At 39.6% G+C, this 23,868-nt stretch carries 20 protein-coding genes and 1 pseudogene; 3 read left to right on the forward strand and 18 right to left on the reverse strand.

Going from position 1 to position 23,868, the window contains the following annotated elements:
* The first annotated feature begins 371 nt into the window (after positions 1-371).
* Positions 372-2,060: a gamma-glutamyltransferase gene (gene ggt / locus ACDZ29_RS26330; RefSeq protein ID WP_375089244.1), complete on the forward strand. Its 1,689-nt coding sequence runs from the start codon at positions 372-374 to the stop codon at positions 2,058-2,060.
* Here ggt and ACDZ29_RS26335 read toward each other — a convergent pair.
* The 9 genes from ACDZ29_RS26335 to ACDZ29_RS26375 form a co-directional block, all read right to left on the reverse strand.
* Entirely contained in the window at positions 2,048-2,839 is a 792-nt protein-coding gene (locus tag ACDZ29_RS26335) for a class I SAM-dependent methyltransferase (RefSeq protein ID WP_375089246.1), read from the reverse strand. The genes ggt and ACDZ29_RS26335 overlap by 13 nt on opposite strands.
* Positions 2,840-2,906: 67 nt before the next feature.
* Positions 2,907-3,344, reverse strand: coding sequence for a BrxA/BrxB family bacilliredoxin (locus ACDZ29_RS26340; RefSeq protein WP_375089247.1), 438 nt, complete (start codon positions 3,342-3,344; stop codon positions 2,907-2,909).
* Positions 3,345-3,550: 206 nt separating this feature from the next.
* Positions 3,551-5,236, reverse strand: coding sequence for a dihydroxy-acid dehydratase (ilvD, locus tag ACDZ29_RS26345; RefSeq protein WP_370015450.1), 1,686 nt, complete (start codon positions 5,234-5,236; stop codon positions 3,551-3,553).
* Between the two features lie 289 nt (positions 5,237-5,525).
* Positions 5,526-6,662 (reverse strand): conserved virulence factor C family protein, encoded by a 1,137-nt coding sequence (locus tag ACDZ29_RS26350; RefSeq protein ID WP_375089249.1) that lies wholly within the window; start codon positions 6,660-6,662, stop codon positions 5,526-5,528.
* Between the two features lie 129 nt (positions 6,663-6,791).
* A complete protein-coding gene (locus ACDZ29_RS26355; protein WP_289325437.1) occupies positions 6,792-8,669 on the reverse strand; it encodes an ABC-F family ATP-binding cassette domain-containing protein in 1,878 nt (625 codons plus the stop codon).
* Entirely contained in the window at positions 8,666-9,310 is a 645-nt protein-coding gene (locus ACDZ29_RS26360) for an HD domain-containing protein (RefSeq protein ID WP_289325438.1), read from the reverse strand. The genes ACDZ29_RS26355 and ACDZ29_RS26360 overlap by 4 nt, the downstream gene beginning before the upstream one ends.
* Positions 9,311-9,363: 53 nt before the next feature.
* Positions 9,364-10,209, reverse strand: coding sequence for a DegV family protein (locus tag ACDZ29_RS26365; RefSeq protein ID WP_289325439.1), 846 nt, complete (start codon positions 10,207-10,209; stop codon positions 9,364-9,366).
* Positions 10,210-10,358: 149 nt separating this feature from the next.
* Positions 10,359-10,835, reverse strand: coding sequence for a glutathione peroxidase (locus tag ACDZ29_RS26370; protein ID WP_289325440.1), 477 nt, complete (start codon positions 10,833-10,835; stop codon positions 10,359-10,361).
* Positions 10,836-10,914: 79 nt separating this feature from the next.
* The gene (locus ACDZ29_RS26375; protein ID WP_370015457.1) at positions 10,915-11,448 is read right to left on the reverse strand and encodes a hypothetical protein; all 534 of its coding nucleotides are present in this window, start codon (positions 11,446-11,448) and stop codon (positions 10,915-10,917) included.
* Between the two features lie 169 nt (positions 11,449-11,617).
* Here ACDZ29_RS26375 and metA point away from each other — a divergent pair, with 169 nt between their 5' ends.
* Positions 11,618-12,526: a homoserine O-succinyltransferase gene (gene metA / locus ACDZ29_RS26380; RefSeq protein WP_370015458.1), complete on the forward strand. Its 909-nt coding sequence runs from the start codon at positions 11,618-11,620 to the stop codon at positions 12,524-12,526.
* A 106-nt stretch (positions 12,527-12,632) separates the two neighbouring features.
* Here metA and ACDZ29_RS26385 read toward each other — a convergent pair whose 3' ends face one another.
* The 4 genes from ACDZ29_RS26385 to ACDZ29_RS26400 form a co-directional block, all read right to left on the reverse strand.
* The gene (locus ACDZ29_RS26385) at positions 12,633-13,328 is read right to left on the reverse strand and encodes an AIM24 family protein (RefSeq protein WP_289325443.1); all 696 of its coding nucleotides are present in this window, start codon (positions 13,326-13,328) and stop codon (positions 12,633-12,635) included.
* On the reverse strand, positions 13,328-14,023 hold the full coding sequence (locus ACDZ29_RS26390; RefSeq protein WP_375089252.1) for a class I SAM-dependent methyltransferase: 696 nt from the start codon (positions 14,021-14,023) through the stop codon (positions 13,328-13,330). Before ACDZ29_RS26390 ends, ACDZ29_RS26385 begins: the two co-directional genes overlap by 1 nt.
* Before the next feature lie 250 nt (positions 14,024-14,273).
* Entirely contained in the window at positions 14,274-14,702 is a 429-nt protein-coding gene (gene mntR / locus ACDZ29_RS26395; RefSeq protein WP_289325445.1) for a transcriptional regulator MntR, read from the reverse strand.
* 102 nt (positions 14,703-14,804) lie between these two features.
* Complete coding sequence (locus tag ACDZ29_RS26400; protein WP_289327332.1) at positions 14,805-16,979, reverse strand: DNA topoisomerase III; 2,175 nt, start codon at positions 16,977-16,979, stop codon at positions 14,805-14,807.
* A gap of 761 nt (positions 16,980-17,740) precedes the next feature.
* Between ACDZ29_RS26400 and ACDZ29_RS26405 the strand changes: the two genes are divergently transcribed.
* Positions 17,741-18,007 carry a Ger(x)C family spore germination C-terminal domain-containing protein gene (locus tag ACDZ29_RS26405; RefSeq protein ID WP_375089254.1) on the forward strand — a complete coding sequence of 89 codons (267 nt, stop codon included), beginning with the start codon at positions 17,741-17,743 and terminating at the stop codon, positions 18,005-18,007.
* Between the two features lie 215 nt (positions 18,008-18,222).
* On the opposite strand, the pseudogene ACDZ29_RS26410 reads toward ACDZ29_RS26405, so the two are convergent.
* The 5 genes and pseudogenes from ACDZ29_RS26410 to ACDZ29_RS26430 form a co-directional block, all read right to left on the reverse strand.
* Positions 18,223-18,270, reverse strand: a pseudogene (locus ACDZ29_RS26410) (hypothetical protein); the annotation flags it as partial.
* A gap of 399 nt (positions 18,271-18,669) precedes the next feature.
* Entirely contained in the window at positions 18,670-19,803 is a 1,134-nt protein-coding gene (locus tag ACDZ29_RS26415) for an NADH-dependent flavin oxidoreductase (protein ID WP_375089255.1), read from the reverse strand.
* Positions 19,804-20,028: 225 nt separating this feature from the next.
* Positions 20,029-20,397 carry a MerR family transcriptional regulator gene (locus tag ACDZ29_RS26420; RefSeq protein ID WP_370015462.1) on the reverse strand — a complete coding sequence of 123 codons (369 nt, stop codon included), beginning with the start codon at positions 20,395-20,397 and terminating at the stop codon, positions 20,029-20,031.
* A gap of 486 nt (positions 20,398-20,883) precedes the next feature.
* Complete coding sequence (gene map / locus ACDZ29_RS26425; RefSeq protein ID WP_289327333.1) at positions 20,884-21,624, reverse strand: type I methionyl aminopeptidase; 741 nt, start codon at positions 21,622-21,624, stop codon at positions 20,884-20,886.
* A gap of 279 nt (positions 21,625-21,903) precedes the next feature.
* Entirely contained in the window at positions 21,904-23,505 is a 1,602-nt protein-coding gene (locus tag ACDZ29_RS26430) for a bifunctional metallophosphatase/5'-nucleotidase (RefSeq protein WP_375089256.1), read from the reverse strand.
* Positions 23,506-23,868 lie beyond the last annotated feature (363 nt).

Genomic DNA, 23,868 nt, shown 5'->3' on the forward strand with positions numbered 1-23,868 from the left:
AGTTACCCATGTTTCAAAAATCAAAAAAAAGGATAAATACCTATATAAACTTTATGAACCCGAACTTTTTCACTAAATATCAACAATTCTACAATTAAATGAAGGATTTTGATGATATTTGGAGAACTTAATTAGATTCAAGTCTTTTTAAGGAGGGGTCTTATATGGCTTTGACTACGACTGCCATGGTGGCTTTATGTCTTGTAACATTAGCATTTTTCGTATATTTAGCATTTGCTGATTAAGAATAAATAAATACCTACGAAAAATCTCCTTGTCATTTATACACAATGACAAGGTTTTCTTTTCACATAATCACATAAAGCCTTACCTTCTGGCAGATAAAAGGACTGAATACTGGAGGAATCATTATGGAAAACACCAATGAACACACTAAAGATAAAGATTACATGAGGGAAACAGCTACAGGGAACGCCGGAATGGTCGTTACCGCTCATCCCGTAGCCACTTCCATTGGGGAAAAAATATTACGTGAAGGTGGAAATGCTGTCGATGCGGCGGTCGCCATCCAATTTGCCCTGAATATTGTAGAACCCATGATGACTGGAATCGGCGGAAGTGGTTTCCTTATGGTATATAACGCTAAAGATAAGAAAACAAAAATATTCGATGGCCATGTTAGAGCACCTAAAGCAGCGCATCGAGACATGTTTCTTGATGAAAAAGGGGAAGTCATCCCATTTAAAGAACGCTCGATCAAAGCTACAGCGGTTGGAATTCCTGGAATACTGAAAGCTATGGATGAAGCACTCTCCGAATATGGAAGCAAGCCTTTAGCTGACCTCATCGAGCCATCCATTGAATTTGCAGAAAAAGGAGTTCCCGTCAATTGGGTCCTTTGCGATGCTCTTAAAAATTTTGAATATCGATTGGGAGAGGAAGCCCGTAAGTTCTTCATGCCAAACGGAAAACCCTATCAAGATGGCGAATTGCTGATAAAAGAAAATTTGGCGAATACCTATCGGATATTGCAACGTGAAGGCGTTTCCGCATTTTATGATGGTGAAATCGGAGAGGGCATCATTTCCTGTATACAGGAATTGGGAGGGTTCATGGAGCTTTCTGATTTACAGGATTATAAAGCAACGATTGATGAACCAATGTATGGGACTTATAAGGATTATCGAATTGCATCATCCATGGCCCCAAGTGCAGGCGGATTCACGGTCATTCAAATCCTGAAAATATTGGAGAGCTTCCAAATCGAACAATATGACGTCCGTTCTTGGGAAAAATATTACTTGATTGCAGAAGCGATGCGTCTTGCATTTACAGATAAAAAGGCATTTCTCGCTGATCCCGAATTTGCCGAATTGCCATTAGCGGGTCTACTGCATGATGAATATATAGCCAAACGCCGCTCATTCATTAATTTCAATGCAAGGAATAACGCCATTGACTTCGGAAACCCTTGGATATATGATTCCGTGAAACAAAGGGAAGTCATTCCGCAACCAAATGACGAAGATGTCAGTGAAACGACACACTTCACGGTCCGTGACAGATGGGGTAATATTGCAGCTTGCACTTCTACAGTTGAACATCCATTCGGCTCAGGCATCATGGTTTCCGACTATGGTTTCATGCTGAATAATGAACTGACTGATTTCGATTCCATTCCTGGGGGCATGAATGAAGTGCAGCCTAATAAACGCCCTGTCAGCTGCAAAAGCCCGACCATCATCTTTAAAGACGGCGAGCCGATTTTGACGCTAGGATCACCTGGAGGACCAACCATCATTAGTTCAGTCGTCCAAACGATCATCAATGTACTCGATTTAAAAATGGACTTGAAAGCAGCCATTGAAGAACCTAGAATTTTCACACCAATGGGCCCCCATATTGAATGGGAAGCAGGAATGGATATGACCAGCAAAGGTCACTTGGAAGGAATGGGCTTTGCCTTTAATGAAGTTCCCCATTCTATAGGGAATGTTCAAGCCATTCAAATTAATCCTGATGGTTCGAACTATGGTGCTGCCGATTCAAGCAGGGAAGGTTGTGCAATGGGATTAGACGAGACAGATTATAAATCCTGATCAAGAATGGAAATGAAGCCAAAATGAAATTTGGATGTTTTTCTCTTTAATACCTCAAATCCAAATTCCTCAAAGCGGGAGCTGCGAAAATGGTCTTTCAACACGACTCTCTTTCGCGCAACCCGCTTGGCTTCTTTCATTATTTCCATCGATAAATCCTTATCTTCTGCAAAATGAGTCAACCCCTTGATTCCATTCGATTCCTGAATCGTTTCCTCAAACATGGGATCGAAATATACGACATCAACATGATCATCCGGCAATGCTTTCAATATATCGTAATGATCCGCTTGAATGACCTCTATTCGTCTCATCGCTTGTATCATCTTTTCCTCTGCATTCTCCCAGGTCTTCATCCCATGTTCCACGAGCATGGCCAAATATTGATTTCCCTCCAATGCAACAACCTGTCCATGTTCACCAACTGCGAAACTTGCGACAATCGCATCAGAGCCCAAGCCCAATGTACAATCAAGCACAGAATCCCCCTCATTTATATCTCCGGCAATGAGAAATGGATCACTTTCGCCACGAATTAATCGTTTTATTCTTATCATTGCAAGGTTCGGGTGAAAAAAGAATGGTTCTTTTTCTTGGTACCGATATAACTCCATCCGCTTTTTACCAAAAACGAGGCAATCATCTTCATCATGTTCCGATTGGATATCTCTCACCGATCGTTTTCTTCGGGCAATATAGGGAATATGTAATTCTTCAGCTAACCTTTCGGCTAATATCATCGTTTCTTTATCGACTCTTCCTACTGTAGTGACAAACATGAATCCTCCCCCTCCATACTCTATTAAATTTGAAAAGAATGCCCTGTTTCCAGGACATTCTACTTCATCACTTATTCACTTGACTGAATGCTGCCAATAAATTTTCCATAATGGCTTCCATTGGCTGTCCTTCTATATCATGGCGCGGAATGAAATGTAAGACCTCTTTGCCCTTTAGGAGAGCCATTGATGGTGAAGAAGGCTCTATTCCATCGAAGTATTCCCGCATTTTAGCTGTCGCTTCCTTATCTTGACCGGCAAATACAGTTACCAGATGATCAGGCTTATTGTCTGCTTGAAGTACGGCTTGAGTAGCAGCTGGACGGGCTAACCCGGCAGCACAACCACAAACTGAATTCACAACCACAAGTGTCGTACCTTCTACGGAATCCATAAAGTTTTCAACCGCTTCGGCTGAGTCCAACTCCTCAAAACCTGCTTGCACCAGTTCCGCACGCATTGGTTTTACCATTTGTTTCATATATTCATCATATGCCATCGACATAAAAAAACCCCCTTGGTTAAAATTCTTCAATTATTTTAATCATACTATATTCTTAAGTGCTTATGCAAAAATGACGCTTAGAGCGTTGTATATTCGTCCTTCCAACATAATGGGTCATAGTCAAAGAAGATTCATTTTCGCTGCAAAAAAAACATGGTGACAGAATCCGTTTCATTCTGCCACCATGTTTTAGTATCTTCCTTTAATTAAACTTTCATCACTCCGCCTGAGCTGGCATTCGTCACAAGTTTGGAATAACGTGCTAAATAGCCTGTTCTAACTTTTGATTCGAAGCCTTTCCAATTTGCTTTGCGCTTTTCGAATTCTTCATCGGAAATTTCCAATTCGATTTTACGATTTTCCAAATCCAACTCGATGATATCTCCATCTTCCACAAAGGCGATTGGGCCTCCCTCAGCTGCTTCGGGGGATATATGGCCAATGCTGATGCCTCGAGATGCGCCTGAAAAGCGGCCATCAGTAATCAAACCGACTTTGGCTCCAAGTCCCCTTCCGACGATTTGGGAAGTCGGTGCCAACATTTCCGGCATACCTGGGCCTCCTTTAGGTCCTTCGTAACGAATGACCACTACATTCCCTTCCTTAACTTTTCCAGTAATGATTCCGGAAAGTGCATCTTCCTGGGAATCGAAACAAATCGCAGGACCCCTGTGGTAGCCACCAACTGATTCGTCAACGGCACCCACTTTTATGATGGAGCCTTGAGGTGCAAGGTTACCGAACAATACCGCCAGCCCTCCACGCTCAGAATGCGGATTATCTAACGGATGGATAACATCCTTGTCCAAAATTTCACAACCGGCAACATTTTCGCGGAGTGTTTTACCTGAAACGGAAAGGCAGTCTCCGTTAAAGGCACCTGGTTTTTTGAGTAACTCATTAATGACGGCACTTACACCACCAGCATTATGTACATCTTCAATATGATAATCGGATGCCGGTGCAATTTTTGCTAGATGCGGTACGCGGTTAGCTATTTCATTTATGCGTTCCATTGGATATTCAAAACCTGCTTCATGTGCCAATGCAAGTGTATGCAGTACAGTGTTAGTTGAACCGCCCATCGCCATATCCAATGCAAATGCGTTATCAATTGCATCAATCGTCACGATATCACGAGGCTTGATATCCAGTTTGATTATCTCCATCAATTGTTTAGCGGATTTCTTGACGAATTCTTTACGTTCTTCTGCTACCGCCAAAATCGTTCCATTTCCCGGAAGCGCAAGTCCTAAGCCTTCTGCCAAACAGTTCATGGAGTTTGCAGTGAACATTCCTGAACAAGAACCACAAGTAGGGCATGCAACTTGCTCGATTTCCTGTAAATCTTCTGCATTGATATTACCTGCTTGATAAGCGCCCACCCCTTCAAAAACGGATGTTAATGAAAGAGACTTACCGTTTTTGTCTTTGCCTGCCTTCATCGGTCCGCCACTTACGAATATTGTAGGAATATTGACGCGAAGAGCTGCCATCATCATTCCCGGCGTTATCTTGTCACAGTTCGGAATGCAAACCATACCGTCAAACCAATGTGCAGATACAACAGTTTCCACGGAATCCGCGATGATTTCACGGCTTGGCAAAGAATAGCGCATACCAATATGACCCATCGCAATTCCATCGTCTACCCCGATCGTATTAAATTCGAAAGGCACACCGCCTGCTTCCCGAATCGCTTCCTTCACTATTTTTCCGAATTCCTGAAGATGGACATGACCTGGAACGATATCGATGTATGAATTACAAACCGCGATAAACGGTTTACCGAAATCTTCTTCTTTAACCCCTGCTGCCCGCAACAGGCTTCTATGTGGAGCTCGATCGACCCCTTTTGTAATCATGTCACTTCTCATATTTGATGTAGACATTTGTTGTACCCCCAATTTCCACTAAATGTTTAATGATTCAATATAATATAATTTTTAGTATACTCTAAAAATTCTAACATATTTACATTCAAATGCAACCATTCAACACTAAATATCTACAAAAATCATTTTACTAAAATAATAGAGAACAGATTTATATCTTAAAAAACTTCTATATTTCGAAAAATTGGCCATTTTAAATGTTTTGGGGTTCGACCTGAGGGAACTCAAAAATAAAAAGGCATGCGGATTAAATCATCCGCATGCCTTTTGCCGGGGTTATTCCAAATCACTTGTCATTCGTTTGCCTTGATTCTGTCATTTGCTTCCAAACCGAACCTTTCGCTTCTTCCCCATTTTCAATACGATCAATGGCCATCTTGACCTGAAGGGCCACTTCGAATTCAGGATCCTGTTCCGCTTGCTTTAGATAAGGGAGGGTCGTTTCATTTCCCGCTTCGTATAAAAACATCGCCGCCCTCCACCTTACCAACTTATTTTTATCTGAAAGTGATTGTGACATTTCCCCCATCGCTTCTTCAAACCCTAGATCGGATAAACAGTCACCAGCCGTACGTCTTACGGCTGCACTTTTATCTTTCAAAGCTTTGTACAAGCTCGGAAGCACTTTTCTATCTTCGATCATACCCAAGTATACAACCGCGAGCCTTCGAATGGAGACTTTACTGTCGGAGAGTGCCATGTCCAATACTGGAATATCATCCACTGTTGGATCTTCCATTTGTTCTAAAGCCTGATATCGCTTTTCCCAGCTTTCGTCATTCAGCATTTCTGCAGTCAGTTTAATTTTTGGCCGTTTAAAGAATGTTTCTTTTGTATCCACCATTTCTTTAGCAGCAGCTACTAGCCGATTAATTCGTTCTTCCGGATATGCTGCAATCAGCTCATCCGATACTTCCTTCACGATATCTTCCATATCACCATACCTTACGCCATAATCCTTCCATTTTCGAAGCAGGACTACATTATCATCTTCTTTTTGGGCAGCGGCAATGCCCTTTATGAAATATTCCGGTAAGGCAAAACGTTTCTCGTGTTGGCTATCACTTGCTTTAATTTGCATCGGAATGCCTTTGAATTGTTGAATGGCAACGGCTACTTCACCGTAATGTTCATTTAAAACCGTTTGTTGACTTTGTTCTTCGGTTTTTTCCCCGAAGACCTGACGGATTTGGACCAAGATATCTTTCCAATCATATTTCGCATTGCGCTCAACCGCTAAGAAATCCGCAACATGATATACCCCTTTCACCCCATCAATCTTAAATAAATCTTTAATCAGCTGCGGTGCCTGTTCAGCTTGATCCTTCTTATAGTTATTACTTTTACCTGCTAATAACTCTTCAGATAAATTGATTTTCATTGTATTCGGACTTGGTGTAGGTTCTATTGATTTAATTTTCAATCCATTTCTCTCCTTTTACAAGACGTTTCCATGTACTAGATATTATCACAACGGCAACAGATTCTCATGCAATTGAGATTGGCTAAAAAAAGACCGGTCCAAGTTTGCTCCCTTGGACCAGTCCCCCGCTCATTCCTCTTCCAATTTTTCCGCTAAATACGTCCATCTTTCCAAAAAATGCTCTAATTTATCCGTTAGTTCCTTTTCTTCTTCAAGCAGCAGGCGGACTTTTTCAAAATCACTTCCCGCTGCTGACATTTCTGACGTGATATCTTTCAGACGCAGCTCGACCCGTTCCATGTTCCCTTCTATCTCTTCCCATTCCTTACTTTCCGCATAGGTTAGTTTTTTCTTTTTCTTTTCCGTGCGGTTAATCTGAGGTTCTGGTGTTTTCACTGGTACGGCCTCTTCCGTCTTTTCTTCCAAGAACTCCGAGTAATTACCGTAATAGAAATCAATTTCACCTTTATTCTTGAAAACAAGAAGCTGATGGCACGTTTTATCCAAGAAATACCTATCATGTGATACGGTAATGACTACACCTGAAAACGTTTCTAAATAATCCTCCAGAACGGTCAAGGTTTGCGTGTCCAAATCATTCGTCGGTTCATCCAAAAGCAGGACATTAGGCGCCGACATTAATATGTTAAGGAGATATAAACGCCTTTTCTCCCCACCGGAAAGCTTGCGAATTGGCGTCCCATGCGATCCCATGGGAAACAGGAACCTTTCAAGCATCTGCGCAGCCGAAATGAAACTACCATCTTTAAGGGCGATTGAATCCGCTGTTTCCCGAATATACTCTATCATGCGGAGATTCTCATCCATATCGACACTTTCTTGCGTATAGTAGCCTATTTTCACGGTTTGCCCTTTTTCCAGGATTCCTTCATCTATAGATTCCCGTCCCGCCAGGATATTTAACAAGGTTGACTTACCACTGCCATTATTACCAACGATCCCAATTCGATCACCTGGTTTGAAGAGGAAGGAAAAATGGTTGATGATGGTTTGATCCCCGAAAGATTTAGTTACATCCTGCATCTCCAGTACCTTTTTCCCAAGACGGGCACCGCTTAATTCCATTTCCAGGTTCTCGGTTTTCTGCTTATCCTTTACACCAGATTCCAATGTTTCGAAGCGTTGGATCCTGGCCTTTTGTTTCGTTGTCCGGGCCTTTGCACCTTTTCGGATCCAGGCCAGTTCTTTTTTGAATAGACTTTCTTTTTTCGTTCTTTCGGTCGATTCGTTCTCTTCACGAATGGCCCTTGATTCTAAATAGTCAGCATAGTTCCCTTTGTATTCAAAAAGCTGCGTTTGGGCAATTTCCCAAATCTTATTGGAAACCCGATCAAGGAAATAACGATCATGGGTTACGAATAAGACGGACTTTTGATATTTCCCCAAATATTCTTCAAGCCAAGTAATGCTTTCGAAATCGAGATGGTTCGTAGGCTCATCCAAAATCAGTAAATCAGGGGTCTCAATCAAGGTTTTTGCCAGGGCCGCACGTTTTTTTTGGCCACCTGATAGTTCCCCCAATTTCCTTGAGTGATCGGGAAGGCCCAGCTTGGTCAGTATCGTTCTGGCATTGGCACTTGTATCCCAGGCGCCAAGCGTGTCCATATCCTGTTGCTGTTTTAACAAACGGTCCTGTATTGCACTATTCTGTGGATCTACCTGGAGTTGGACGAGCGTCTTTTCATACTCCTTGATCAATGAAAATACAGGAGTTGAGCTTTCGTACATATATTCCATGATCGTCAATTTCTCATCAAAATGCGGATCTTGGGATAGATAGGAAATCGTGTAATCATTCGGATGATCCTTCGTTCCTAAATCACTGTCTTCCAATCCTGCAATGATATTCAATAATGTTGATTTACCGGTGCCGTTTATGCCAACGATCCCGATTTTTTCCCCTTCGGTAATGGAAAAAGATACATCTTTAAATAGAAGTTTTTCCCCTTGGGTTTTCATTACATGTTCCATGCTAAAAACTTTCATAATCGTACATCCCATTCCTTTTTAAATTCCTCTAAAAATCTAACCATATATTCATGCCTTTCACTTGCAATCCTCTTGGCTGTGCAAGTATTGAGCATATCTTGCAAACGTAATAATTTTTCATAAAAGTGATGAACGGAAGAGCTTTTACCCGTCCTGTATTCCTTCTTTGTCATGTTTTCCCTGATGGGCAGTGAAGGATCAAACATAAGTTGTCCCTTTTTTCCTCCAAATGCAAATGTCCTGGCTATCCCAATGGCACCAATTGCATCCAAGCGGTCCGCGTCCTGAACAATTTCAGCCTCTATGGAAGGAAGCTTCAACTGCCCGGAACTATATGAAATTGTGTTGATGATTTGTTTAATGGCATCCACACTATCAATATCCAACTTCAGTTCCTGAAACCAAAGATCCAGCTTTCCCCATCCCTCATCAGCTTCCTGGTTTAGTTTATCATCAGGGATATCATGAAGCAGGGCCGCCAATTCAATGATGAACTCATTCCCTTTTCCTTCTTCTTTTGCAATATGTAAAGCCAGCTTACGAACCCGATCGATATGGAACCAATCATGGCCGCTGGCATCAGAATTCAATTGGTCGTATACATACTTCTCCGTTAAATCTATCATCGTTTGTTTCATTTCACCACTCCATGTCCTTTCTATTTTACCATGGTTCTCAATAATGTTGTGCTTTAATCTTCATTGAACCAACTGAGTCCAATCGTCTGTTCACCAGTATGCACCCCTATTGCACTGCCGAGCGGAGATACATGGGTCAACACATGAGGAAATTCTTCGGAAATCATCTTTTTCCATCTATGTGCCTGCTCCGAAACAGCACCATATAATATGGTGCATTCTTTTACTTTTCCTGCTTCGACTGACCTGCGAAAATCAGTGAAGATCTGTTTTTCCGCCTTTTTAAGGTTCCGGGGTTTAGATTTGGTATGAAGCACACCATTTTCGATTGAAATGATGGGTTTAAAGCTCAATAGGCTTCCTAGAATAAACTGTGCGTTTGTTAACCTGCCGCTGCGATGCAGCTGATCTAAAGAACCTATTAATACATACGTTTCATGATTCTCCGCATATATTCTCGTTTTTGCGAAAGCCTCATTGATGGAATCGCCATTATCAATATAATGCATGAGCCGTTTCAAGATTAATAGCATCGGAAAGGAAATAAGTAAAGTATCAAACACGTCAACGGGGATCGTAACCATTTGTGCAGCTTGCCTGCTCGCGGAAACGGTCCCGCTCAATTCACTTGAAAGGTGTACGGCTATGATTCGATCATAGCGTTTTTCAAGCTCCTTATATAACTCTTGGAATCTGCCGACCGAGGGCTGTGATGTAGTCGCATTCATCTTATCCTCACTCATTCTTCGGTATAATTCCTCAGGTGATAGGTCGACGCCATCTTCATATTCCTTCCCATCGATGATGACGACCATCGGAACGACGTAAACATGCTCATTCAATGCTAATTCTTCGTCTAAAGTTCCCGTACTATCCGTTACCCATGCAATTCGTTCCATGGTTTCCCCCCTCAATTGTGTGTTTTCTATTATATTCAACATCCCAACCATCTGTCCCCCTCTAAAAATGGATCCATGCAATAAATATCTTACCTAAAAAAAACGAGCCCAACAGAAACTGCAGCATCCGTTGGACTCGATATCATTTTTCATAATAATTTTTTTAAATCCTCTTCCATTTCCAGGGGTTTTGTTTTAGGTGCATACCGACTGACGATATTTCCATCACGATCAATCAAGAACTTTGTGAAATTCCATTTTATCGATTTGGACCCCATCACTCCAGGAGCATTTTCAGTCAGATAACTGAATAAGGGATGGGCTTCCTTTCCATTGACATTCACTTTTGCAAACATCGGGAATGTTACACCATGATTCAATTTACAGTAAGAATCGATTTCCAGGTCATCACCAGGCTCCTGTTTCAAAAACTGATTACACGGAAAACCAAGCACGGCTAAACCATCCTCTTTATACTGTACATACAGGCTTTGCAAATCATCATACTGTGGTGAAAAACCGCATTTGCTTGCCGTATTCACGATAATCATCACTTTCCCTCTATATTCTTCAAGCGAGATGGTTTCGCCATTGATTTTATTAACTTCAAATTCGTAAATGGACATGTATGATCGCTCCCTTTAGTATGATGATGTCATTTTACCGTATTGAAAGGTACGTTTTCCAACTTTTATCCTTTTCCGATCATCCCTGAATTTTCACCGCTTTTATGGATTGTATCAAATACTCTACCATGTCTTCCAAATCATCCATTTGCTCCTCTTTTACAAGCCTGCCAAATGAAACTTTAAATAAAGATGAATGAACGGGTTGCACCTTTTTACTGACCGTTAAGCTTGTCGTCACTGTAATGATTCTCTGATCTCCCCAAATTTTTCCCAGGTCGTTCAAGAATTGTTCAGCATTCACTTCATTAAGCTTTTGGGGAAAAGAAATGAAAATATCGACCGTGCAACCGGAATGCGTATCATCAATGGTGGAATCGAGTAACTCTGCACTTAGATTCTGGAGTGAAGCGTGTATCTCGATGGCACCGCTAATCGAAATGGGTGCCATGGGTTCTTTCAATTCCATCTCGATCTTATATGATCTGGACATGGTTGACAGATTCACCATATCATCACGGTTTATGACCAATATGTCTCCAATGAAGTCACGATCATAGACAGCTCCTTCCAGTACCACTTTCATGTTCTCAAATGCTGTAGGATCAAACAATCTCCATACACCTCTCCAACTTCATAAGTTTATGTATTCATGATCTTCCCATTTTACCATTCGCGAGCCATTTCCTTCGAGATTTTCAAGAAATTATTAAAATTGCTTTTCTATTCAATAATTTTCTATATAATAAAAATATTATGATTTTTGGAGAAGGAGGCTAATCATGCCAATCAGAATTCCGGAACAACTGCCAGCTAGGGAAATTTTAGAACAGGAAAATATTTTCGTTATGGATGAGGAAAGAGCTACCAATCAGGAAATCCGTCCATTGAATATATTAATTTTAAACCTTATGCCAGAAAAAGAGAAAACAGAGGCTCAGTTACTGCGCTTTCTTGGCAATACTCCCATTCAAGTAAACATATCATTCCTGCGCCTAAGCACACATGAATCAAAAAACACGAGTAAATTTCATTTAGACCAATTTTATAAATCATTTACTGATATTCGCACAAAGAAATATGACGGCTTGATCATTACAGGCGCCCCAGTCGAAAAACTGGAATTTTCAGACGTTAATTATTGGGAAGAACTGCAGAATATCATGAATTGGTCAACCGAAAATGTAACATCCACCCTACATATCTGTTGGGGAGCCCAAGCAGCCCTGTACCATCATTACGGAATAGGCAAACACGAACTGCCAGAGAAATGCTTCGGCATATATACTCATGAGGTACTTGAACCAAATGAAAATCTAGTCCGCGGATTCGATGATTATTTTATGGCCCCTCATTCGCGCCATACGGATATTGACTATCAAAAATTAGTTAACCATCCAGAATTGAAGGTTCTGGCACAGTCCGATCAAGCTGGGGTATTGATGGCTGCTTCTGTTGATGGAAAAAGAATTATGGTTACCGGCCATTTCGAGTATGATGCAGATACCCTCGGTGAAGAATACAAACGCGATAGGGAGCGTGGGATCAATACGCAACTCCCTGAAAATTACTTTCCTGATAACGATCCCACCAAGGTACCCCTTCACCGCTGGAAGAGCCATTGCAGCCTGATGTTCTCGAATTGGCTGAACTATTATGTCTACCAATCAACCCCATATGAGTGGGATTGAAAGGGTAAGAAAAAAGAAGCTTTCTATTTAACTAAATAGTTTTTTTTGGCAGCCACTTTCGAATATCATGGGAAACAACCTGAGTTTCTGACTCAGGCTGTTTGTTTCATGATTCCTTATTACCGAAATATACTTCTTCAAAAGGTTGGACGACAACAAAACCTTGGCCTTCGAATTTCATTTGAACGGATTCGCCGCTTCCCCTTCCAAAAAACGACTTTAATGAAACATCCGTTACGAATTCAGGCTGCAATTCCCCTGACCATGCAACTGTTGCATTTGGGTCCGTATAGACTGGATTCCCTGGTTCCACCATTAAAGTAAGTGGCTCATAATGGGATGTGAATGCGACCATTCCTCTCCCCTCGAGCCTTACATTGAATAATCCCCCCGCCAATAACCCGGCAATGCGGCGCATCATTTTTATATCCCATTGAATACCCGGCTCAAAGGCAAGTAAATCATTACCGTTAACACAGATCGATTCACCATTTAACTGTAAAATTGAAATCTTCTTCCCTTGATCAGCGACGTATAGCTTGCCGCTTCCGGTCGCTTTCATCAAGGATGCACCCTCACCCGTTAAGGCTTTTTTGAAAAGTTTACCAAGACCATGCTCCAAGATGCCTTCCCGCTCGAATTTAATATGGCCGCGATAAGAAACCATCGTCCCCATTTTTGCCCATATCTGCTGTTCCAGATTAATTTCCAGAATTCGTTCCGTTTCAAGTTCAAATAAGCCTTGTCCTTTATCCTGCTGTTTCGTCTTTTCAACGAATTGATCGATTTGATACTTCTCCATCACATATCCACCTCTTTTTGAAGGAGGAACAGCCACATGAACGATACAGCTTGCTTTAATTCCTTTGAAAAATGTCCCAGTTTTGTATAGTCCACCCCTCTCTTCGCGACGCCTGTATCAGCCACCGCCTTCCATCCCGTTTCTGTTGCCATTCTTTCAAATTCCCAAGGCTGCATTGTATTCATGATGACTTTATCTCCTAACAACCGTTGAAAACTAAAGTTTTTTCGTGGTTCAGCTGTCGGACCAAGTATTCCAAAACAGACATAACCCCCAGGCTTTATTACCCGTTGGATTTCCTTCAACACCGTTAATGGTTCACCCGTATATTCCAGAGAATTAATGACCATTGCCGCATCCATTTCTTCATCCTTGAATGGAAGATTATAAAAATCTCCTTGAAGGAAAGAAAGTTCAGGTTGTTGAGAGGTTTTACCCTTTGCAAATTCAATCATCACATTGGATAAATCAACTCCAGTTACTTCAAATCCCGCTTCGGCCAATTTTAAAGATCCAACTCCATCACCACAGCCTATGTCAGCCACCTTCACTCCCGAAGGTACATATTTAGAAAAGAAAGGAATAATGTTTTTCCGGCTCCCCGTTTCCCACATTTCTTGCGAATTCTTCACCCACATAGGTGCAAAAACATCCCATTCCTTTTCCGACTCTTTATGCCAAGTATGTAAATTCATCAGACATTCCCCCTCTCATTTAACCCCTAATTATCTAAGTACCTGAAATATTCATGGCCATTACAATCCCGGCCCCGTTCACCAAGACAAAAAGTTTTCCCGAATCAAATACTGGGGCTACATTATAGCTATTCTGCTTTCACTTTAAAAATCCTTTTTTCAAAATACTTTTGCACTTTCCCTCACTTGTAACCGTATGTGTAAAATGAAGAACGACCAGGTCAAATAAAAAAAAACTGCCAGCGGCAGCTTATTTTGCATTTTCTTCATTTCTTTTTTGTATCTTTCGTAAATCCTCGACACGGTCAGGAGATTCCTCAAAGAATTCAACCAGGTCTCCAATCCTATCGATGGCATTCCAACTAAGGTGGTGTTCAATCCCCTCAACATCATGATAAATATTTTCTTCCTTGACCCCTATCAACCTTAGCATCTGTTCTAAAAGTTCATGACGGTATACGAGCCTTTTACCAACTTTTTTCCCATTTGCAGTTAAAACGAGACCACGGTACTTTTCATATATCAAATATTTTTCCTGATCCAGTTTTTGAACCATTTTTGTAACAGAAGATGGGTGGACGGAAAGATTTTCGGCTATATCGGAAACTCTTGCATATCCTTTTTCTTCAATAAGTAAATAAATTTGTTCTATGTAATCCTCCATGCTCGGTGTAGGCATTCGGAATCCTCCCATTCAAACGCATATCTAAAAATTTTACTATATTAACGGCCCCGAAACAAGAAGATATCGTCTCAGGGCGCCTTTAAATGATGTTTCTTCTCAAGTTTGGTTGACGTTTTGTTCTGTCGGGAATGTAAAACTGATCTTTTTTTCAGAGTCGGACCAGGATAATATGGCATCAAAAGTCTTTTCTCCTTTTTTAAAACCACTTATCAAATCCGTTTCACCGTTCGCCAACAGCTTTTTTATATTTGCTTGACTGATTTTCTTATTTAGGATTTTTTTGGAGATAGTAAAATTACACTTGGTTTTTTGATAACTTACACATCCATAGAATTCCCCTTTATCGACAATCTTAGAACCGCATAGCTTACAGCTGCCCACAGATGCTGAGCTTTTCCTTTTAGGGCCGCTCCGTTGAATCGACTCGGTGTCCAGCCCTTGAAAATCCCAGCTTTCCGATGATTCCACGGCATCACTGATTATTTTTGCTGACATCTTCTTAACAGCTTCCATAAAGCCGCCGGCTGAAGCCTTCCCTTCACCAATTTCCCTTAAACGCTGTTCCCATTTGGCCGTCATTTCAGGTGAAGCCAGGATTTTCTCCCCGATGGCAGTAATCAGCACTTTCCCTTTATCTGTCGCAAACACCTGATTTTTTTTGACATCAATGTATTTACGATCTTTCAGCATGGTAATGATGCCAGCTCGAGTCGCTTCCGTTCCGAGGCCCTCGGTTTTCATCAGCACCTTTTCTAGCTCCTCATTATCCAAATGCTTTCCGGCAGTTTTCATCAATGTGATCAACTGACCTTCTGTATAGCGCTTAGGAGGCTGTGTTTTTCCTTCTTTCACCTTTATATTGGCGACCTTTCCGGTATCCCCTTTTGAAACGGACGGCAAAATGATATCATCATCATCCTTGTCATTTTGGAAAATCACTTTGCGCCATCCCTCTTGGATCTGTTGCTTGCCTTTTGAAATGAATTCGGCACGCTTATCGACAAGCGTTTTAATGGTGGTGTAATCGAAAATGGCTTTCTCATAATGAGCAGCAATCAACCGGCGTACCACCAAGTCATAAATATTCCGTTCTTCAGCGGAAAGCCGCTTTGGGTCGGTTACCTGCTCCGTCGGAATAATTGCATAGTGATCAGTCACTTTTTTTTCATTTACAAACCGTTTATTATTCATGATGTTCGGTTGTGGCAAAGGAAACAGGGACTCATATTCTGAAAATCCACTTAGTTTTTGCAATATATCGGGAAATGTTTCGGCTTCCCCCTCCGTAACATAATTGGAATCTGAACGTGGATAAGAAACGATCCCTTTTTGATATAAACTTTGTACAATATCGAGAGTCTGTTTCGGTGAATATTTATATATCTTGTTTACTGTAGCCTGCAATGACGATAGATTAAATAGCAAAGGTGGCTGAAATTCTTTTCTTTCTGTGTCCATCTCTGCAATTTCTGCTTCTTTACCCTTGCAAAAAGCGGCAATTTTATCAGCAAGTTCTTTTGTCTTGATTCTGGGATCATTGTTCTGCTGCCATTTCCCCTGATACTTCTTACCATCCATCTTGAAGTCAGCGAACACTTCCCAGAACGGTTCAGACTTGAATTGCTCAATTTCCATTTCCCGCTTCACTATCAAAGCGAGAGTAGGTGTCTGAACCCTACCAGCTGAAAACACATCCGAAACGCCCCTTTGTTTCAATAAAATACTATACGCTCTCGATGCATTCATTCCCACAACCCAATCCGCACAAGCTCTCGTATACGCTTCATAATAGAGCGGCCTGGTTTTTTCCTCGCTCTTCAGATTTTGGAATCCCTCATAAATCGCTTTTGGGGTCAAAGAGGAAATCCATAAACGTTTCATCGGCTTATTGACATTGCATAGATTGACGATATTGCGTACAATCAATTCTCCCTCACGCCCGGCATCACCTGCATGAATGATTTCATCGACATCCGGTTTCCTAAGCAATGTCTTCACAACATTGAATTGCTTTGCCTTTTGCCGGGTCACTTCATATTGAAATTTCTCCGGAATCATCGGCAACGTTTCCATCGACCATTTCTTCCATTTTGAATGATAGGTTTCCGGGGAAACGAGTTGACATAAATGCCCGACGGCCCAAGTTACATAAGCTCCATCGGGAAAAAGTTCATTCGGCATGATCTCTATATAGCCTTGCTGTTTCTTCGTTTTAAATTGAGCTGCTAACGTTGAACCTTGATCTGGTTTCTCCGCAATGATTAGCTTCATGATCATCTTCACCTAATCCGTTACAAAATATCTTTCCCTATCATTATACCTTAATTATTACAATCGGCTAGATATGACTTCGTTTTAACGGAACTGTTCCGAGAAAGCATGAAATAATTAACTTTATTACAGTGAAGAGTGGAGATTTCAGGGAGATGAAAAAATCCGTCCAAATATAGGCAGATTAATAGGCAAAAACTTCGGATTTGGGGGGAATCGGAGTATGTACAAAACAATGCAATATTAAATGTGCGTTCATTACTTTTCACTGTTTAGATGAAGAAATTAGTTGGATTGCAACACAGTTAATTATGGACCCTAAAAGCTCCTTTTATAAAGGAACGTTAATTGGCAAAAGAACTTGAGAAAAGCATACACTTTACAATATGCATATAATTTTCTTTGGTTATTAATTAAAAATACAAAGATAGCCGAGTTACCTAAGGAAAAAACACTTAATAATACCCTTACATATTTTAATTGTTTTAAAGAGTTGTTACCTGTTGAATGGAGTGATTATAAGCAATATAGAATAACTCATATAGTCTGTTTAAATGCTTTTGCTATAGCCGGCAATAAAATTATTCCTTCAAATTATAATTTTGTTTCTAACTACGCACAATTCACAAAACGTGTAAGTAATAACCAAAAGCCGGACATGAACAATTTTATCACCATTAATGTTAAGAATATGAAACGAAAGTTAAAAGATTGTTAACCGAAACGGCGACGTGGTTATTAACCTCAATTTGCGATTAAAAGTGTATGTAACAGAGTATCCGAAAGGAGACGTTGATAAAGAAATAGATAAGTTAAATAAAAAATTATCAAGAAGTTTTTCGAAAGATGCTACACAAGTGATTAGAAAGTTACAAAAAGCGAATTGTGACGCCCTTGGTATCGGAAGACATCTGATCGCTTTTTATCCCAATACATGGAAAGAAAAAGACAAAAATGAATATCTTCGAAATGTGAAATTTAAAACAAATGTAGATGTTGAGATTGTTCAAGTAGGCATTGCTGAATAATGCGATTTTAAAAGTAAACATATATAATCATAATTCCTTACATAAGGAATTATGATTTCCATTAATAAAATATGAATGGTATGCGTAACTATAAAACTGCCTTGACAGGGCTTCTTCTAATAGACCTGTTAGTTCAAGAACTCCCTATGTAAACTACTCAATAGCTTTCCAATTTTCATCCTTTATATCGGACTTATTAGGCTGTCTGACATATTTCAAATAAACTTATCAGAAACTCCAAAGTTTATAAAATTTTGTCGTGCTTCTTTTAAGGAAACACGATTTGCTCCATAAACACCTTAATCAGGCGCTCTCCTCTCTTTTAAAAAATGAATGAGCTGCGTCTACTTAATTATTGCCATTTTTCGGATCTCACAGAAGTTAATTTTCATGGTAGTTCATTAAGACTTATTGTAGAGTTGACACAAACTGTGCAATAAGTTGGAAGTCGAAATAAAAAAAAGACCTTATTCAGGTCCCAAAGATTGCGATCGATGTAAGAATTCTCTAATTTCATCAATAGATATACTTAACTCTAGAGCATATAATATTAATTCTGTCCCGACATTTGTCGCTCCGGTTATTGACAAGAGATGCTTCAACTGAAGGTATCCCTCTTGCAAACCTCGCATTCCCGTAGTTAATCAACCGTTGGTTCTAGATTATTCCTCAATCTTAAACCATGGGCCTGAAGCTTGAATGACGCCCCAAAGTTTTTCTGGAAGCTCAAGCTCACTAACCTTTGAAGCCTTTATCTCTGTTTGGATCTCAGACTCTTGTCCATTTTGAACCTTTTCAACCCAGTCTGGATTCATGATTAACGCGTGGCCAATTGCAGCTAGGGTAAGTCCCTTATCTAATGCTTTGGCAACATCATCCGGAGTTACCATAGAACCAGCAGCCAGTACAGGAACTCGTCCGTTTACATGGTCGACAACTAACTCAAGATATGTCTTTTCATCTTGACTGTCGACTGGCTTTGAAGAAATAGCATCAGCCAATGAAGCATGCACATAATCAACATCCTCTTCAATCAGGCGTTCAATCAATGCATAGGTATCCTTCATTCTCAAACCGCCTTCTTGGTGTTCGTCAGGAGATATTCTGTATCCTAAAATAAACGGTTTTGTTGCATGCTTTTCAATGACATTTTTCACTTCCTGAACGATTGCCAGTGGGAAGCGCATGCGATTTTCTAATGATCCTCCCCATTGATCTTCTCGTCTGTTGAAGAAAGGTGAGAAGAAGTTTTGCATTAAAAACCCATGAGCACCATGGAGTTCAACGCCGTCAAAACCTGCTTCAATTGCTCTTCTTGTTGTTTCTCCAAATGCATGAATCACTTCCATTATCTCGACATGGGAAAGCTCTCTAGGCAGTACTGAAGGTGCAAATCCAGTAGCTTCAGTCTTTAAAGCGCTGGAACTAACAACCTCACCATTTGGGGTCAAGTCCGGTAGTGCTTTGTTACCTGCATGGAAAATTTGAAGGATAGCAGGAGCTCCGCCACTTTTCGCGGCTTCAGCTAATTTACGTAAGCCCGGCGTAAATGTATCGTCATAAGCTGCAAATTCATTTGTAAAACCGATCCCGTTTTGAGTCACATGTGTACAACCTGTAATCACTAGTCCTACTCCGTTTACTCTTTTATTGTAATAGGTTAATTCCTCATCTGAAACCGTGTAATCATCATTACTGGACCAAGTTGTCATTGGTGCCATAACCACTCTATTATTAAGGGTTATCCCGTTTTTAAATGTAAAAGATTTAAATAAGTTGCTATATTTTACGTTCATTTTTTAACCTCTTTCGAATAGTATCGTTCAAACATTGTTAATTTGACGTATTTTGTAAAGGTTGATTAACCCTTCATGTATTAACTGGTGCAATAATAGGTTAATCCCTAGAGAGCACTCTAACGCAAGTGTTTTTTATTTTCGATAAATACACGATGTAGAAGTCTGTCTGTACGAGGGTTATCCAAAAGATGTAAATGAAAAAAACGAACAGCTGCTTAATTTCTAAGAGAAACAGTCTCCTACTTCATTTTCATAATAATTTATTTTATTATCCAAATGCTCTAAACTTTGACGAATCTTCTCCAATTCTTCCACTACTTTTTTGCGATGCTTTTTAAGCAGAGCTAATCTTTCTTCCATTGTTTTATCCCCCATATGCCCCCACATGGCAAATCGTTTCATGTCTTTTAGTGACATCCCTGTATTTTTTAGGTGGAGCAAGGATTCAATCCATAATTTATTTTCATCCGAGTAAATTCTGACATTGTTATCGTCTCTATTTACTTTTATTAACCCTTCTTTTTCATAAAACCTCAATGTATGTTCACTTAGCCCAACTATTTTAGAAAATTCTCCAATAGAATATGTCAATATAACCGCCTCCATTAAATCTGATATGTCTATTTCTTCTTTTTTTTAATTTGTGTTATAAAGAAAGAATAATACTTAGAGTTTACTCTAAGTCAAGAATTGTAATTCTTCTGCATATGAAGATTAAAGATCTTTTGTGGTTTATTTCGTTAAAAAAATTTTAAAAAGGAGACTTAAAGAGTAGAATAAAGTCACTTATTTATAAATGGTTTGATGTGCTTTTCCGAAATTATGAACCAAAATGACAGATGTTTTGACTTGGTTATTTTTAAATAAAAAAGCAAACTCGCTCATTTTTGGCGAGTTTGCTTTTTTATAGCTATCCGGTTCCTTATACAACTAACCTGCCCGATAGTTCCAAAAGAAAAAGCTGCCTTAAAGGCAGCTCCGATCTTCAGCTAACGCACTTGTTAGTTTAAGTACATTTATTCACAATTCACAAAGTCTAAATAAGGACTTATAATTTTAGAAACTTCATTGCTTGAATTAAAGTGTGACAATAATCGGACCATTTTTAGTAAGGATAATAGTATGTTCTAATTGAGCTACATAACTTTTTTCTGTAGCATAGGTCCAACCGTCCTCTTTTTGGAATACTTCTTCTTCAAAGGTTGAGATAAATGGTTCGAATGCGATAACCATCCCTTCCTTTAATATTTCATTATCCCATGGATCATTATAATTTAAAATATGGTCAGGTGCTTCGTGTATTCTACGTCCAACACCATGTCCTGTTAGGTTTTTGATAACAGTGAATCCATGCTGTCTCGCTGTTTCGAATACTGCTTTTCCGATTCTACTTTTTTTGGAACCGGGTTTTGCTTTCTTAAGACCTGCTTCAAATGCCTTTTTAGCAACGTCGCATATTCTCGTTAATACTTCTTCTCCTTCTCCTACTACAAATGAGATTCCTGTATCTGCGAAATAACCGTTCTTTGAAGCAGATACATCTATATTTACTAGATCCCCTTCATGAATAACCCGATGACCCGGAATACCATGTGCCACTTCTTCATTAAGACTAATGCAAGTATAGCCAGGAAAATCATATTCACCTTTTGGAGCTGAAACTGCACCTGCTTTTTCTAAAAGTTCTCCGGCTATATCATCAAGTTCTTTGGTCGTTATGCCAGGAATTGTTCTTTGTACCAATTCATCTCTAATGGAGGCAATAATTTTGCCAATTTCCTTCAAACCATTAAAATCTTCTTCTGTTTTTGCAATCATTTTTTCCCTACCTCATTATTTTTTATTATCATCATTAAACTATATAAGTATTAATTGTACCTTTACTTTCTCGAAAAATAAAAGCAATGTAAATTATTTGGTACAATACCCCTCAGCTGAATTTTTCTTCGATCATGAAATAGACCACAAAAAGGATCTAGTACATATGACTATACTATTAATTGGATTTACCTTCCACTTTTCTTATAGAGCTAACCTGCCCCTTTAGCTTCATAAGAAAAAGAGCTGCCACTTATGCAAGTCCTTGTATTTTCCCCTTCATTCTTTCAATGAATGAGGAAAAATTTCGTGGGGATACTTCTGTTGGATATAGCGTATAAGTGCAGTGACGACTTGTGGACCGGATTCCACGAGTCTACCTTGTTCAAATGCAGTGAAGTTATCACCGCCTGAAGCTAAATAATTACTAACCGCTACTTCATATTCGTTGTTTGGCTGAATCTCTTGACCCTTCATGTCTTTTAGCGCAACAATGCGGTTGCCAATTGGAGCCTTTGGGTCCCAATCATACGTTAAACCAACCGTTTGTAACCTATTTTCATAATCTTTCGCCCACTGCTGTTCTAAAGCAAGTTTTATTTGGTCTCCTGTTAAGATTAACTTACTGATACTATGACCAAAGGGCAAGTTTGTATAAAGGTCTTCTACAGTGATATCCCCTTTTTTAAAACTTTTCCTCATTTCGCCTTGATGGACAAAAGCTATATTTACCCCCATGGCTTCCCGCTCAGATTCTGCAATCATTTTCGCTAATGGGGATTCACCGTTTGCATCTTGTTTTCGTGTGATTTCTTCAGGCATTTCTCCTATTACCTGATTAAAATAGCTCCCCAATCTTTTTCTATATTTATTTAGAAGAGCAACCGTTTCTTTATCTGGTTTTATTTGATGATGTGAAGTGACAATAACCTTTGCTTGTTTCTTAACAATATTTTTAGTATGTGGGTCAATTTCAAGATTTACTTGAGAAAAGGCTTTCCCATTAGAATAAGCTTGAACGATCAGTTTACCGGCTACAACGGTATTGGCATATTCATGGCTGTGACCGGCAAAAATGACATCGACCTCATCATCGATTTTTGGAGCCATCTCCACTAAAGCTCCACTGGAATTTGCTCCTGTCTGATCTGATTTAGCTGAATCATGTGCCAGTACAACAATTACTTTGATCCCTTTTTCCTTTAAAATCTTAACGGTTCCGTTAATAACTGAAACTTCATCCGTAATTTCTACTTCTTTTCGATTTTCAGGTGCCACATACAGGTTGGTCTCTTTTGTGACCACACCGATAAATCCAATATTAATTCCGTCAATTTGTTTAATAACATACGGTGGTAACAAGGGAGTACCCAACTTTCTATCGATGATATTTGCAGAAATGTAAGAAGTATTGGCACCTTGAAAATAACCTGTTTTTTTATTGAATCCTCCATAAATAAGACGTTTCATTTCATTTACGCCTTGGTCTAATTCATGATTTCCAGGTGTCCCGACATCAAAGTGCAGGAGGTTTAAAAGTTCAATCGTGGGTTCGTCTTTAAATTGAGAAGAAATTGGAGGACTTCCTCCTACCATATCACCAGCATGAACAAGTAGTGTATTTTGGTTTTTTTGTATATATTTTTTTAAATAGGCAGCCAGGTATTCAGCACCCCCTGCCATCGTTCCTGAAACCATTTGATATTTGTTTAGTTGGCCGTGAAAATCATTAACGCCTAACAATTGTACTTGAATGTAGCGGTTTGATGTGGAATGATTCGTTGTGGAATGATTGGATGAGAATGCTGTGATTTTATAAGTTACGAAAATGATAATAAATACCAAGATGAACAAAGAAGATATGGCCTGAAATTTTGACAACTTCCGATCCCTCCCTCTAGATGTAAATTAAGAATAACTCTGGAATTTTATATCCGTATAAAGGGACCGTGATTTTTTGTTATATTTTATATATCGATTGTTAAATTAATCCAGTACATGCATATCTTTTTAAAAATACTCATACGGCTTAACATTTTGACTAGCTTAATGGAAATAACATGCAACGTTATTTAAAAAGGCTCCAATTTTTCTTCCATTAACCTGATAGTGAAAAAAACGTTGCTGCTAAGATTTTCTCTGCACTTGTGTAAAAACGTTCTAAGTGTTCCTTATTATTGAAATCTGCTCCATTAGTAAAAGAAGTTAAACAAAAAGAGTGTAAATCCTTATTGGATCAACACT

The organism is Peribacillus sp. RS7 (assembly GCF_041956845.1).
Classification (GTDB): Bacteria; Bacillota; Bacilli; order Bacillales; family DSM-1321; genus Peribacillus.